Origin of the sequence: Haliea sp. E1-2-M8 (assembly GCF_030649675.1) — a bacterium.
GTDB lineage: Bacteria > Pseudomonadota > Gammaproteobacteria > Pseudomonadales > Halieaceae > Haliea.
The window spans coordinates 176,520-189,764 of the sequence record NZ_JAUTDR010000001.1; the positions used below are offsets into that span (position 1 = coordinate 176,520).

14 protein-coding genes and 1 other RNA gene are annotated in these 13,245 nt (G+C 64.0%); 7 read left to right on the plus strand and 8 right to left on the minus strand.

Going from position 1 to position 13,245, the window contains the following annotated elements; all coding sequences use genetic code 11:
- Window positions 1–82: 82 nt before the first annotated feature.
- The 3 genes from Q6D67_RS00795 to serA form a co-directional block, all read right to left on the minus strand.
- Complete coding sequence (locus Q6D67_RS00795; RefSeq protein WP_304703610.1) at window positions 83–1,060, minus strand: FecR domain-containing protein; 978 nt, start codon at window positions 1,058–1,060, stop codon at window positions 83–85.
- 131 nt (window positions 1,061–1,191) lie between these two features.
- Window positions 1,192–1,743, minus strand: a complete 552-nt coding sequence (locus Q6D67_RS00800; RefSeq protein WP_304703611.1) for an RNA polymerase sigma factor — start codon at window positions 1,741–1,743, stop codon at window positions 1,192–1,194.
- A 55-nt stretch (window positions 1,744–1,798) separates the two neighbouring features.
- Window positions 1,799–3,028, minus strand: a complete 1,230-nt coding sequence (gene serA / locus Q6D67_RS00805; protein ID WP_304703612.1) for a phosphoglycerate dehydrogenase — start codon at window positions 3,026–3,028, stop codon at window positions 1,799–1,801.
- Window positions 3,029–3,142: 114 nt separating this feature from the next.
- Here serA and Q6D67_RS00810 point away from each other — a divergent pair, with 114 nt between their 5' ends.
- Window positions 3,143–4,543, plus strand: a complete 1,401-nt coding sequence (locus Q6D67_RS00810; protein WP_304703613.1) for an FAD-binding oxidoreductase — start codon at window positions 3,143–3,145, stop codon at window positions 4,541–4,543.
- A gap of 2 nt (window positions 4,544–4,545) precedes the next feature.
- On the opposite strand, the gene rpiA is transcribed toward Q6D67_RS00810, so the two are convergent.
- A complete protein-coding gene (gene rpiA / locus Q6D67_RS00815; protein WP_304703614.1) occupies window positions 4,546–5,220 on the minus strand; it encodes a ribose-5-phosphate isomerase RpiA in 675 nt (224 codons plus the stop codon).
- Window positions 5,221–5,375: 155 nt separating this feature from the next.
- On the opposite strand from rpiA, the gene ilvA reads away from it, so the two are divergent.
- Both ilvA and Q6D67_RS00825 read left to right on the plus strand, forming a co-directional pair.
- On the plus strand, window positions 5,376–6,923 hold the full coding sequence (ilvA, locus tag Q6D67_RS00820; protein ID WP_304703615.1) for a threonine ammonia-lyase, biosynthetic: 1,548 nt from the start codon (window positions 5,376–5,378) through the stop codon (window positions 6,921–6,923).
- A 32-nt stretch (window positions 6,924–6,955) separates the two neighbouring features.
- Window positions 6,956–7,210: a hypothetical protein gene (locus tag Q6D67_RS00825; protein ID WP_304703616.1), complete on the plus strand. Its 255-nt coding sequence runs from the start codon at window positions 6,956–6,958 to the stop codon at window positions 7,208–7,210.
- A 24-nt stretch (window positions 7,211–7,234) separates the two neighbouring features.
- Here the strand turns inward: Q6D67_RS00825 and Q6D67_RS00830 are convergent, their stop codons facing one another.
- From Q6D67_RS00830 to Q6D67_RS00845, 4 genes are all read right to left on the minus strand, one after another.
- Entirely contained in the window at window positions 7,235–7,825 is a 591-nt protein-coding gene (locus Q6D67_RS00830) for a 5-formyltetrahydrofolate cyclo-ligase (protein ID WP_304703617.1), read from the minus strand.
- A gap of 8 nt (window positions 7,826–7,833) precedes the next feature.
- Window positions 7,834–8,016, minus strand: a non-coding RNA gene (ssrS, locus tag Q6D67_RS00835) — 6S RNA.
- Window positions 8,017–8,054: 38 nt separating this feature from the next.
- Complete coding sequence (locus Q6D67_RS00840; RefSeq protein ID WP_304703618.1) at window positions 8,055–8,378, minus strand: cell division protein ZapA; 324 nt, start codon at window positions 8,376–8,378, stop codon at window positions 8,055–8,057.
- A 5-nt stretch (window positions 8,379–8,383) separates the two neighbouring features.
- On the minus strand, window positions 8,384–8,584 hold the full coding sequence (locus Q6D67_RS00845; RefSeq protein WP_304703619.1) for a TIGR02449 family protein: 201 nt from the start codon (window positions 8,582–8,584) through the stop codon (window positions 8,384–8,386).
- 151 nt (window positions 8,585–8,735) lie between these two features.
- Here Q6D67_RS00845 and Q6D67_RS00850 point away from each other — a divergent pair, with 151 nt between their 5' ends.
- Genes Q6D67_RS00850 through Q6D67_RS00865 form a run of 4 tightly spaced genes read left to right on the plus strand, consistent with a single transcriptional unit; the run spans window position 8,736 to window position 13,160 of the window.
- The gene (locus Q6D67_RS00850) at window positions 8,736–9,344 is read left to right on the plus strand and encodes a UPF0149 family protein (protein ID WP_304703620.1); all 609 of its coding nucleotides are present in this window, start codon (window positions 8,736–8,738) and stop codon (window positions 9,342–9,344) included.
- A 42-nt stretch (window positions 9,345–9,386) separates the two neighbouring features.
- Window positions 9,387–10,700: a Xaa-Pro aminopeptidase gene (pepP, locus tag Q6D67_RS00855; protein ID WP_304703621.1), complete on the plus strand. Its 1,314-nt coding sequence runs from the start codon at window positions 9,387–9,389 to the stop codon at window positions 10,698–10,700.
- A 5-nt stretch (window positions 10,701–10,705) separates the two neighbouring features.
- On the plus strand, window positions 10,706–11,941 hold the full coding sequence (gene ubiH, locus Q6D67_RS00860; protein ID WP_304703622.1) for a 2-octaprenyl-6-methoxyphenyl hydroxylase: 1,236 nt from the start codon (window positions 10,706–10,708) through the stop codon (window positions 11,939–11,941).
- Window positions 11,934–13,160: a UbiH/UbiF/VisC/COQ6 family ubiquinone biosynthesis hydroxylase gene (locus Q6D67_RS00865; protein WP_304703623.1), complete on the plus strand. Its 1,227-nt coding sequence runs from the start codon at window positions 11,934–11,936 to the stop codon at window positions 13,158–13,160. The genes ubiH and Q6D67_RS00865 overlap by 8 nt, the downstream gene beginning before the upstream one ends.
- The last annotated feature ends 85 nt before the right edge of the window (window positions 13,161–13,245 follow it).

Consider the following 13,245-nt stretch of genomic DNA (forward strand, 5'->3'; position numbering starts at 1 on the left):
TGTCTGATTATTGCAACCCACTGATAAAGCAGGAGAAATACATACGGCCGCGGAAAGCGAACCGACAGGGGTTTGTTATATCCTACTGGCGGGGTTTGAGCAACTGCACGGTGCCGTTATCCAGCCGCACCACCTGCAGTTGCAGGCTGCGTTCGACGGCCTGGAGCACGCTGTCCGGATGATCGAGGTCGAATACGCCGGAGACCGTTAACCTGGCCACGTCGCGATCTCTGATGACGATACGGGTGTCGGTGTAGCGTGCCAGCTCGCGCGTCAGCTCCAGTAGCGGCATTTTGTCAGCAATCATTTCACCCTGCTGCCAGGCTGTCAGCGGAGTCGGGTCGACCGGGCGGCTGTCGCCGAGGCCGCGCTCGGAAGCCTGCAGGTATTCATTCGCCTCGAGCATGGCCGAGCGTGGGATGCGGCCGGCGCGAGCCGACTCGGTGATCCGGACCACGCCCTCGGTCACGGTGATATCGCTGGCGTCCTCTCTGCGGTAGATGTTGAAGGCGGTGCCAATGGCGGTGACTGTCGCGTTGCCAATGTTTACCTGGAACGGACGGTCGGCATCCGGCTCCACGGCAAAATAGACCTCGCCCCGCAACAGCGCGACCTGGCGCAGGGAGCCGCTGAACTCGACTTCGACCCGGCTGCCGGTATTGAGCGTGATGCGGGACTGGTCTTCCAGGGTAAAAGTCGCCCGCTCGCCCTGAGCGGTCTGGAATTCCTGTGAATAGACTTGATCGTCGCCGAGAGGCAAGACAATTACCGCGAGCACCAGGCCGGCTGCCAGGGCGGCGGCCCCTGCCAGCCACTGCCGCCGTGTACTGACGTTGGCCGCGGGCAGGGGCTGCTCGAACGGCAGGTGACGGACACTGCCGAGGTCGTCCCACAGTTCCAGCATCAGGTCCATGGCCTGCCGATGACTGGCGTCGGCAGCCAGCCACAGGGCGAAAGCCCGGTGGTCCTGCTCCGAGGCGTCGTCGCTGCGAAAACGCGCGATCCAGCTGGTGGCCGCGTCGCAATCCCGCTCGAACTGTCGTGTAAAGGTCTGGTTCATCTCTTCCCCGGCCGGCCGCTCTGTGTCTCGCCAACGCAGTACGGAAATTCCGCGGCGGGCCCACTTTTGTCTTATGGCTGTTAGTGTAACGAAAAAGCGCGAAGTTCCCTCAAGTAAATATTCACGGCTGGTCAGCCGCCGTCCTCGGGCGGGTACAGTGCCGCCAGCCGCTTGCGGCAGTGCTGCAGGGCCTGGAGGATATATTTCTCCACGCTGGACACGGAAACCTGCATGGCGTCTGCTATCTCGCCGTAGGAAAGGCCGTTGCGGCGGTGCAGCAGAAAGGCCTGGCGAATGTTGACCGGCAGCTCCTCTACGGCCTCGAAAATCAGCGCCAGCTTTTGCCTGGCGCCCAGGATGTGTTCCGGCGAGGCGCCGCTGGCATTGATATCCCGGGGCTCGCCTTCCTTGGCATGGTTGCGTTCACCGTTGAGGAACTGGAGGTGAAGCTTGCGCCTCCGCAGTTGGTCCACAGCCAGGTTGGTGGCCACCTGAAACAGGAAGGCGCGGGCGTTGTCCAGGGTTTCGGGGGCCTCTAGCCGGTGCAGTCGCAGGAAGGCCTCCTGGGCTACCTCGGCGGCGTCCTCTGGGTTGTCGAGTTTACGCGCCAGATAGCGCTCCAGGGCTGTGCCGTGGGTCGCGACCAGATGCGCGAGAAACTGGTGCTTCTTGTTTGCCGCCAAGGTGATGGTGCAACCCTCCTTGCGCCGGGAGAAGGCGCCCGCAGGCGCCGGGTTGTCAGAATAGTACGCGACTGCGGATTGTACCGTCTATGCTCGCCAGTTTTTCCAGGGCCACGTCCGAGTACTCTGCATCGACATCAATGACCACATAGCCGACGGCCTCATTGGTCTGCAGGAACTGGGCGGACACGTTGACATCGTTTTCCGAGAAGACCCGGTTGATCGCACTCATTACCCCCGGCACGTTGTGGTGGATATGCAGCAGGCGGTGGCTGCCCTCGTGTTCCGGCAGCGCCACCTCGGGCAAGTTGACCGAGGAGGTGCTGGTGCCGTTGTCGCTATAACGCGCCAGCTTCTCCGCGACCTCTACCCCGATGTTGGCCTGGGCCTCCACCGTGCTGCCACCGATGTGCGGAGTCAGGAAGGTGTTGTCGAAAGCCCGCAGGGGAGAGATGAACTCGTCGTCATTGGAACGGGGCTCCACCGGGAACACATCAATAGCCGCGCCGCCCAGATGGCCGTGGGCCAGGCTGGCAGCCAGGGCGTCGATATCCACCACCGTGCCGCGGGAGGCATTGATGAGAATACTGCCCCTGGGCATCTGCTCAAGCTGGCTCGCACCGACCATGTTGCGGGTGGTGCGGGTTTCCGGCACATGCAGGCTGACCACATCGGACTGGGCCAGCAGTTGCTCAAGATTTGGCAGCTGGCGGGCGTTGCCCAGAGGCAGCTTGCTGACCACGTCGTAGAACTGCACCTGCATGCCCAGACCCTCGGCAATGACGCCCAGCTGCATGCCGATATTGCCGTAGCCAACGATGCCCAGGCGCTTGCCGCGAATTTCGTAGGAGTCGACCGCGCTCTTCTGCCACTCGCCGCGATGGGCGGCAGCGTTCTTGGCGGCGACCCCGCGCAGCAGCAGAATGGCCTCGGCGATGACCAGCTCCGCTACGCTGCGGGTGTTGCTGAACGGGGCATTGAATACCGCGACGCCGCGTCGGGTCGCGGCCGCCAGGTCGACCTGGTTGGTGCCGATGCAGAAACAGCCCACCGCTACCAGCTTGCGGGCCGCTTCGATAATGTCTTCGGTAAGCTGCGTACGGGAGCGGATGCCGATAAAGTGGGCGTTGGCAACTGCCGTCTTCAGGTCCTCCGGCGCCAGCGCCTTCTGGTGCTGCTCGATATTCTCGTAGCCGGCATGGTGCAGGGTCTCGACCGCGGAGGGGTGGACCCCTTCCAGCAGGAGGAACTTGATCTTGTTTTTCTCTAGCGACTTGGGCGCCATAAGCGTGGGTGCTCCCGGGATGTGACTCTGTGGGCAGGAATACAAAAGGGCGCGTATGCTACCATAGGCCGGCCGTTTTTTGAGTGCCCTGCCCGCCTCCAGAGGAGCCCCCGAGTGACCCCCATCAGCCCTGATAACCTGGCAGCGCTGCAGGCCTGTGTCGGCGCGGATCGCGTCCTGACCGATGCCGCGGCCTTGGCCCAATACGGTCGCGACTGGACCCGGGTGCACACCCCGGCGCCCTCGGCGGTAGTCTTGCCGGGCTCCATCGCGGAGGTGCAAGCGCTGGTGCAGTTGGCCCTCGAGCGGCAACTGGCGCTGGTGCCTTCCGGCGGCCGCACCGGCCTGAGCGCCGGAGCCGTGGCCTGCAACGGCGAGATCGTCGTGGCCCTAGACCGCCTTAACCGCATTGCCGACTTCAACCCTGTCGACCGCACCGTGCGCTGTGGTGCCGGGGTGATTACCGCCCAGCTGCAGGCCTTTGCCGGGGACCAGGGCCTGTTTTACCCGGTGGATTTTGCCTCCAGCGGGTCCAGTCAGATCGGCGGCAATATCTCCACCAACGCCGGCGGCATCAAGGTGATTCGCCACGGCATGACCCGGGACTGGGTGGCGGGGCTCAAGGTGGTGACCGGCAGCGGCGAGTTGCTGGACCTGAACCGGGGCCTGGTCAAGAACAATGCCGGCTATGACCTGCGCCAGCTGGTGATCGGCGCCGAGGGCACCCTGGGCATCGTGGTCGAGGCCACCATGCAGCTCAGCCGGCCACCGAAGGACCTCGCGGTACTGGTGCTGGGGGTAACCGACATGGCGGCGGTGATGCGGGTACTGGAAACCTGGCAGGGCGCCATGGACCTGCAGGCCTTCGAGTTTTTCTCCGAGCTGGCGCTGCAGAAAGTTGTTGCCCACCAGGGCCTGCAGCGGCCCTTCGCGACCGAGGCGGATTTCTACGCCCTGCTGGAGTTCGAACAGAACACCCCCGCGGACATGGAGCAGGCCATGGCCCTGTTCGAGCACTGTATGGAGCAGGGCTGGGTGCTCGACGGAGTGGTGAGCCAGAGCGTGGCCCAGGCCCAGGCGCTGTGGCGTTTGCGGGAGGACATCTCGGAGACCATCTCCCGCTGGACCCCTTACAAGAACGATATCTCCACCACGATCGCCAGGGTTCCGGATTTCCTGGCGGAGGTGGAGGCGGTGGTCTCCAGCGCCTACCCGGACTTCGAGATCATCTGGTTTGGCCACATCGGCGACGGCAATGTGCATCTCAATGTGCTCAAGCCCGACGCGCTGCCAATGGCGGAATTCCAGCAGCGCTGCGGCGAGGTCAGCCGCTGGGTGTTCGAGATCGTGCAGCGCTACGAGGGCAGCGTATCAGCGGAGCACGGGGTGGGGCTGTTAAAGAAGGATTACCTGCACTACAGCCGGTCCGCGGCGGAGATCGCCATCATGCAGCAGATCAAGCGGGTGTTTGACCCGCAGGGGATCATGAACCCCGGGAAAATCTTCGACCTCTAGGGTCATGCCAGCCGCAGGGTTTTCACGCCCTCGGCAGTGCCCAGCAGCAGCACGTCCGCCGGCCGCAGGGCAAACAGGCCGTTGCTGACCACCCCGGCGATGTTGTTGATCTTGGCCTCCATGGCGAGCGGCTGCGGGATAGAGAAGTTGTGCACATCGAGGATGACGTTGCCGTTGTCGGTGACTACCCCTTCCCGGTACACCGGGTCGCCACCCAGTTTTACCAACTCCCGGGCGACATAGCTGCGGGCCATGGGAATGACTTCCACGGGCAGGGGGAACTCGCCCAGGGTATGCACCAGCTTGCTCTCGTCGGCGATGCAGATGAAGGTGCGGGCGACCGCGGCGACGATTTTCTCCCGGGTCAGGGCGGCCCCGCCGCCCTTGATAAGCTGCAGGGAGTCATTGGCTTCGTCGGCACCGTCGATATAAAAGTCCACCTGATTGACGGTACTGAGTTCATACACCGGAATGCCATGCTGCCGCAGGCGTTCAGCGGAAGCGTCCGAGCTGGCCACCGTTGCATTGACCTGGCCGCGCAGCTCGGCAAGGTTGTCGATGAACAGGTTGGCGGTGGAACCGGTGCCGATGCCCAGCACGGTATTGTCCTCCAGATAGGGCCGGATGTAGTCGAGTGCCGCGGTTGCCACTGCCTGTTTCAGTTCATCCTGTGTCATCGCTGTGCTCCCTCCATTTCCTTTGTGTCAGCAGTATAGGAGAGGGAAAGCGCCAGCACACGCAAAATACCTGTTGTCCTTGCAGCATCGGAGCTGAAATCGGGCGCTGGCTCCATTACCATGACGGGCTGATTTCAATGTGGATAGCTGTGCCCATGCCCAAGTCCTATATCAAGCGCATCCTCGATGCCCGCGTCTATGACATCGCGCGCGAAACTCCGGTCGACGAAGCGATGCTGATGTCCCGGCGGCTGGGCAACCGCGTTCTGTTCAAGCGCGAGGACCTGCAGCCGGTTTTTTCCTTCAAGCTGCGTGGCGCCTACAACAAGATGCAAAAACTCACTCCCGAGCAGCTGGCCTGCGGCGTGGTGGCGGCTTCGGCGGGCAATCATGCCCAGGGCCTGGCCATGGCCGCACATCACATGGGGGTGAAGGCTATTATCGTGATGCCCCGGACCACTCCCCAGATCAAGGTGGATGCGGTACGCAACCGCGGTGCCCGGGTGGTGCTGCACGGCGACTCCTTCGACGAGGCCTCGGTTTACGCGCAGAAACTGGTAGCGGAGAAATCCATGGTCTATGTGCATCCGTTCGATGACCCGGACGTGATCGCCGGGCAGGGCACCGTGGGCATGGAGATCGTGCGTCAGCTCCAGCGGCCGCTGGATGCCATCTTTGTGCCTGTGGGCGGCGGCGGCCTGCTGGCGGGAGTTGCCGCCTATATCAAATACGTATGGCCGGAAACCCGGTTGATCGGGGTGGAGCCGGAGGATGCCGCCTGCCTGCAGCTGGCACTACAGAAAGGCCGCCGCGCGATCCTGCCGGAGGTGGGCCTGTTCGCCGATGGCTGTGCGGTGGCGCAGATCGGCAAGGAGACTTTTCGGGTGATTCGCGACACGGTGGATGAAGTCGTGACCGCCAGCACCGATGAAATCTGTGCCGCTATCAAGGACATCTTCGAGGACACCCGTGGTATCGCCGAACCCGCCGGGGCACTGGCCCTGGCCGGCCTGAAGAAGTACGTGGAGCGCACCGGGGTCAAGGGCCAGGATCTGCTGGCCATTGTCAGCGGCGCCAACACCAACTTTGATCGCCTCCGTTACATCTCCGAGCGCACCGAGATTGGCGAACACCGGGAGGCGGTCATCAGCGTTACCATTCCCGAGCGCCCCGGCAGCTTCCGGGCTTTTTGCAGCGCCCTGGGGCGCCGCAACATCACCGAGTTCAACTACCGTTACTCGGACCCCGGGGCTGCCCTGGTATTCCTCGGCCTGTCGGTAGTGCCGGGAGGAAATGATCAGGCCGAATTGCTGGCGGACTTGCAGGAGCAGGGTTATGCCACGGAAGACATGACCGATAACGAGATGGCAAAGTTGCATATCCGCTATATGGTCGGCGGTCGTGCTCCGGCCCACCTGCAAAATGAAGTGGTCTATCGGGTTGAGTTTCCGGAGCGCCCGGGAGCCCTGCTCAAGTTCCTGTCCGGACTTGGCCAGCGCTGGAATATCTCCATGTTCCACTACCGCAACCACGGTGCCGCCTACGGTCGCATCCTGCTCGGTGTGCAGGTGCCGCGCGCCGAGCGCCGGGAATTCCGCGAAGTTCTGGAAGCGGTGGGTTACCCCTGTTGGGACGAAACCGGCAACCGGGCCTACCAGCTTTATCTGGGGCAGTCCCAACCGGGTCAGTCCCAAAGTGGGTGACCTTGCGTCCTCCAGCCGGGAAAAACTGTAGATTGCGGCAGATTCAGGGTTTCATTTCAAAAATTGCTGGGCTAGACTCGGTCACGTTCGTGAATAATGCCAAAAAAACTCTGGAATATAACTATTATGAGAGTGTTGCCGTGAAGAGTAAGCCGGATTTTATCCTCGTCCTCATCGCTGCCTTCGGCATTGGTGTGCTGGTCACCATGTTGTTGCCCCTCACCGCTACGGATACCGTGGCTGCTCCCGCATCCGAGCTTCAGGCCGGTCTCATTATTACCGAATAGGGCATTGCCGGGTAAAACGGCACCTCAAGGGCACTCTGCATCGGCGCAGCGGTGCAGGATCGTTTCCGTCAGCACATAATCCAGCGCCACATCCCAGCGCTCCGCCATCTGGCCCGTGAGCTCCTGGCAGCTGAAACCCATTCCTACTCTCAGCGGCCCTGCCGGCCCTGCCAGTGTGCGGTCATAGAATCCGCCCCCCATTCCCAGGCGGTAGCCGTCCCGCTGCCAGCCAACCAGCGGCAGGAAAACGATATCCAGCTCAGCTGTGTCGGGCTCGGGGCTGCCGGGTTGGGGTTCGGGGATGCCGAACTGGTTTACAGGGAGAGTGGTGTCCGCATCCCAGCGGCGAAAAATCAGGCGGTTGTCACCCGCCAGCACCGGCAAATAGAGATTGCGCTGCTGCTCCCGGCAGGCGGCGGCCAGCGGTCGCGGATCCAGCTCGCCGTCGTTCGGCCAGTAGAAGGCGATGTGTCGCGCAGTGTGCCAACCGGGGAGACCGGCGGCCAGTGCGGCTGCAGCGGTGGCTGCCTGTGCCCTGAAGGCTGGAGCAAGTGCCTGCCGCTTTCGGCGCAGGTATTTGCGCAGGGCGGGCTTGGCTTGTTGCTCTGGGCTCATGAAGAGGATGGATTCCCGGCATAGCGTTGACAGAGTGGCCCTTGAACCCGACGGTTCAAGGCGGGGGCTCCTGCACTGTTTTCAGGCTTTCCGGAACGGGCCGGACTTGCACACCAACAGCGGCGAGGATCCTCCAGGTATAGACTTATCGGCTCGAGGACTTGTCTGCCTGGCGCATATGCCAGGGATCCAGGATCAAGTATACACGATCCGGCAACCGGCTTGGGGCTCAGTTGATTTCCAGCTGCCGAATTTGGTGCAGGGCCTGGTCAATTTTCCGTTGCAGACCCTGGACAGACTGGGCGTCTGGGCTCGCGGCTGCCCCGGCTCCGCCGCCCTGATCGGAGGCTTGCAGCAGTTCGTGGCTGATGTTCAGCGCCGCCATGACTGCGATACGCTCCAGGCCGATAACCTTGCCACTGTCGCGGATCGCGCGCATTTGCTTGTCGAGATACCGGGCCGAGACGATCAACTCCGCCTGCTGCTCTTCCGGGCAGGCCACCTGGTATTCCTTGTCGAGAATTCGCACCGAGACCGTGTTGACCGGATTCACAGGCATTACTCCATTGACCGCAGGCGCGCTATCATGGCTTCGACCTTGGACCGCGCCAGCTCGTTCTTGCTGACAAGGTCCTGCCGTTCCCGGCGCCAGTCGTCGTTCTCGCCCTGCAGCCGCTGGTTTTCACGATTGAGGTCCCGGCACAGGGCAATCAGTTCGTCGATTTTGGACTCCAGTGCCTGAAGCGGGGTATCTGCCATGACGCTGTACTTGGGCTGTGTGAATATAGGGCTTACTATAGAGCCGGCTGTGGAGCAGGTCAACGCAGCAAAAGTTTTTGAATTTCAATAGCCTGCCCGCCTTTTTGCAGTTTTCGGTGGAGGTGCGGCAGACGCAGCGGGGGTTTGCTGGATGTTTGACAGGTTACCGGGCGATACGGGGCTGTTCGTTTTCGATGAAGTGGCGGATCAGCTGCTGGAACAGGGTGCGGCCATTTCCCCTTCGGAACTGCACGGTTGCCTGGTCGGTCTGCTGGCGGCCGGGCACAGCGATGACTCGGGTGCTGGTCTCGCCGCCCTTAACCACGCGCTGGAACTGGACCTGCATGGGGATCTGGCCGACGAGGTCATGCAGCTCTACACGGTCAGCGAGCAAGCTCTCGGCGAGGACCTGTTCGACTTCTGCCCGCTGCTGCCGGATGACAGCCACGAACTGGCGGTGCGTACCCAGTGTCTGGCGCACTGGTGCCAGGGCTTTCTGGCCGGCTTTGCCCGCGCCATTGTGATGTCCGGCACCGGTGCCGAAACGCTGCCCGGCGACAGCACCGAGATCCTGCGGGATTTTGCCGCCATGGCCCAGGCCGATGCGGATGCCCTCCAGGAGGATGACGATGATGCCGAAGCCGCCTATGTCGAGCTGGTGGAGTACATGCGGGTGGCGGCGGTCAACGTGTTCCTCGACAGCCGCGCCCGCAAGGAAGACCGCGAGCAGGCGGCGGGAGGTTCCGATGTCCGTCACTAGGGGCGAGCGTGTCGGGCGGCGGAGCGGGCGCCGGTGAGCGCGGTGAAAATCAGCAAAAATGAATTCGAGCGCCGCCGGCAGCGCCTGATGGCGCTGATGGAGCCGAACAGCATTGCCATTATTCCCGCCGCCAGGGAGCAGCTGCGCAGCCGGGACACAGAGTATCCGTTCCGTCAGGACAGCGACTTTCACTACCTCTGCGGATTTCCCGAACCGGATGCGGTGCTGGTGCTGGTGCCCGGTCGCGAGCATGGGGAATATGTTCTGTTCTGCCGCGAACGGGATCCCGGGATGGAACTCTGGCACGGTTATCGCGCGGGGCCCGAGGGCGCGTGCGCTGACTACGGCGCCGATGATGCCTTTCCCGTCGGTGATATCGACGATATTCTGCCGGGGCTGATCGAAGGCCGGGAGCGGGTCTATTACTCCATGGGGCGCAGTACCGACTATGACCGCCGGGTCATGGCCTGGGTGAATCTGATTCGCAGCAAGGAGTCCAGCGGTGCGGTGCCGCCGGGGGAATTTACCGATCTCGACCATATGCTGCACGACCTGCGGCTGAAAAAGAGCGCGGCTGAGCTGCGGCTGCTGGCCCACGCCGGGGAGATTACCGCCCGCGCCCATTGCCGGGCCATGCGCCATGCCCGCCCGGGGGTTTTTGAGTACCAGCTCGAGGCTGAGCTGTTGCATGAATTCGCCAGCGGCGGCGCCCGTCAACCGGCGTATCCAAGCATTGTTGGCAGCGGCCCCAACAGCTGCATCCTGCACTACACCGAAAATGGCCGCGCCCTGCGCAAAGGGGACCTGGTGCTGATCGATGCGGGCTGCGAGTATCAGGGCTACGCTGCGGATGTTACCCGCACCTTTCCGGTGAGCGGACGCTTCAGCCGCCAGCAGCGCGCCATCTACAGCATTGTGCTGGAGGCGCAGCAGGCCGCGATTGCGGCGGTGCGCCCGGGCAATCACTGGAACGCGCCCCACGAAGCAACCGTGGAGGTTATTACCCGGGGTCTGCGCGATCTCGGCCTGCTGCAGGGTGAGGTGCAGGAATTGGTCGCCGCTGAAGCCTACAAGGAGTTCTATATGCATCGAGCCGGCCACTGGCTGGGTCTGGATGTCCACGATGTCGGCGACTACCGCGTTGCCGGGGAATGGCGGCAGCTCGAACCCGGTATGGTGCTGACGGTTGAGCCGGGGATTTATATCGCCCCTGACAACACACGGGTGGCGCCGCGCTGGCGCGGCATCGGCATCAGGATCGAGGACGATGTGGTGGTAACCGACGCCGGTTGCCAGGTATTGACCGACGGCGTGCCGCGCCAGCCCGACGCGATTGAAGCGCTGATGGCAGGCTGAGCAAAATGACCGAACAGCGGGACATTGTGATAGCGGGTGGCGGCATGGTGGGCATAAGCCTCGCCCTGGAGCTGGGCCGGCTGCTGCCGGCAACGAGCCGCATCACGCTGGTGGAAGGCTTCACCCTGCCGCCGCCGGCCAGCTCGGCACCGGATTACCATCCGTCATTCGATGCCCGCTCCACGGCCCTGAGCTACAGCTCGCAACTGATCTACCAGGCCATGGGGCTGTGGCCGGCACTGCAGCGCTGGCTGTGCCCCATCAGCACCATTCACGTGTCCAGCCGCGGGCACTTTGGCAGCACCCTGCTGCGGGCCGCGGACTATGGCTGGCAGGCGCTGGGGCACGTGGTTGAGAATCCGTGGCTGGGCCAGACCCTGCTGCACGCGTTGCGCGGGCAGGGCCGGGTGGAACTGCTGAATCCGGCGCAAGTGGTCGCCGCCACGGCGGTCAGCGGCGGGGTCGATCTGGCACTGGAAGGCACTACTCCGGCGCGCCTGCACACGGCTCTGCTGGTGGTTGCCGATGGGGCGGATTCCGGGTTGCGCCAGGGCCTGGGCGTCAGCAGCAGTGAAAAGACCTATCGTCAGCACGCCCTGATTTGCAATATCGCCACCGCGCAGCCGCACAGCGGCTGCGCCTTCGAGCGCTTTACCGACGAGGGGCCGCTGGCGCTATTGCCGCTGCTGCCCGCCGCAGGCAGCAGCAACCGCAGTGCCCTGGTGTGGACCCTGCCCCCGGAGCGGGCGGAGAGCCTGCTAGGCTGTACCGACGATAAGTTCCTGGCGGCCCTGCAACAGCGCTTTGGCTACCGCCTCGGGCGCCTGCTGCAAGCCGGTGCGCGTCAGGCTTATCCGCTGTCCCTGCGGCACTGCGAAGAACAGGTGCGGGCCGGTGTGGTGGTCATGGGCAATGCCGCCCATGCCCTGCATCCCGTGGCGGGGCAGGGTTTCAACCTGGCCCTGCGCGATATTGCCGCCCTGGGCCGGGTACTGGCGCCGGCGGTGGCTGCCGGAGCGAGCCCGGGCTCGCTGTCGGTGCTGCAGCGTTACCGGGAGCATCAGCGCGAGGACCAGCTGCGGACCATCCAGTTCAGCGACCGGCTGCCCGCCCTGTTCATGCACTCTGACCCGATGCTGGCGCTGGCCCGGGACCTCGCCCTGTCCGGCCTGGACTGGGCGGCACCGCTGAAACGGGCTTTCGTCGAGCACGCCGCTGGCCTGGAGGCCACCCGTGGCTGAGCTGCCGGGCTGCGATGTGGCAATTGTCGGTGCCGGCATTGCCGGTAGCGCGCTGGCGCTGGGCTTGTCGGGGCACGGCTTGTCGGTGACGGTAATCGAGGCGCAGCCCCTCGATTCCGGGCCGCTGCCCGCAGGCCTGGAGCTGGAGGATTTCGACCCACGGGTGGTGGCGTTGAACCCCAGGTCGCAGGATCTGCTGGAGCAGTGGGGTGCCTGGCAGGGTGTCGTGGACTACCGCAGCTGCGCCTATCGGCATATGACGGTGTGGGATGCAGACGGCACCGGCGCGATTGATTTTGACTGCAGCGACGTCGGCGCCATCGCTCTCGGCCATATAGTGGAGAACCGGGCGTTGGTCCGCTCCCTGCTCGCCCGGCTGCAGGCCGCAGCGGATGTTCGCCTGCTCGCGCCCGAGCGGCTGCAGGCCTGTAGCCGCGAAGGGGCGGGTGGCATGCTGCTGCAGCTGGAATCCGGGAGCCAGCTGCGGGCGGGGCTGGTAGTGGCCGCCGACGGCGCCCTGTCCAGAGTGCGGGAATTGCTCGACTTCCGTACCCGCGAGTGGGACTACGGCCACCACGCCATCGTCGCCACGGTACAGGTAGAGCAGGATCACCGGGCCACCGCGTGGCAGCGCTTCCTGCCCACCGGGCCGCTGGCGTTCCTGCCCCTGCCCGGAACCGCCAGGGCGCATTACTGCTCGCTGGTCTGGTCCATCGATTCGGACCGGGTAGAGGGGCTCATGAATATGGCCGAAGAAGAGTTCTGCCTCGCTCTCGGACGGGCCTTTGAGCAGCGTCTCGGCAAGGTGCTGGCCTGCTCCCGGCGCTATTCGTTTCCGTTGCGCCAGCGCCATGCGCTGGACTATGTGCAGCCCGGAGCGGCTCTGGTAGCCGATGCCGCGCACACCATCCACCCCCTCGCGGGCCAGGGGATCAACCTGGGTTTGCAGGATGTTGCCGTGCTGGCGGAGGAGTTGTTGCGTGCCCGGCAGCGGGGCGAGGCACCGGGAAGTCTGACGGTACTGAAGCGCTACCAGCGCCGCCGCAAGGGCGAGAACCTGGCCATGATGGTAGCCATGGACGGTTTCAAGCGCCTGTTCGAGCAGCCCGCGCTGCCGCTGCGCTGGTTGCGCAACGCGGGCATGCGCGGGGTGGATCGAGCGCGCCCGCTGAAGCAGCGGCTGATGCAGCAGGCCATGGGCGTAGCGGAGCGCGACTAGCCGGCTTCTGCAACCGCTGATTGTTTTTCATGGTCCTGCCGTTAGAATGTGGCCTTGCCAGCCCCGGCGGCCGCCGGATCCCGAA

Coding starts and splice junctions, on each gene's coding strand:
- ubiH (WP_304703622.1), top strand. CDS start 10,706: ATGACCGAACAGCGGGACATTGTGATAGCGGGTGGCGGCATGGTGGGC.
- Q6D67_RS00850 (WP_304703620.1), top strand. CDS start 8,736: ATGTTTGACAGGTTACCGGGCGATACGGGGCTGTTCGTTTTCGATGAA.
- Q6D67_RS00830 (WP_304703617.1), bottom strand. CDS start 7,825: ATGAGCCCAGAGCAACAAGCCAAGCCCGCCCTGCGCAAATACCTGCGC.
- Q6D67_RS00795 (WP_304703610.1), bottom strand. CDS start 1,060: ATGAACCAGACCTTTACACGACAGTTCGAGCGGGATTGCGACGCGGCC.
- Q6D67_RS00845 (WP_304703619.1), bottom strand. CDS start 8,584: ATGGCAGATACCCCGCTTCAGGCACTGGAGTCCAAAATCGACGAACTG.
- rpiA (WP_304703614.1), bottom strand. CDS start 5,220: ATGACACAGGATGAACTGAAACAGGCAGTGGCAACCGCGGCACTCGAC.
- serA (WP_304703612.1), bottom strand. CDS start 3,028: ATGGCGCCCAAGTCGCTAGAGAAAAACAAGATCAAGTTCCTCCTGCTG.
- ilvA (WP_304703615.1), top strand. CDS start 5,376: ATGCCCAAGTCCTATATCAAGCGCATCCTCGATGCCCGCGTCTATGAC.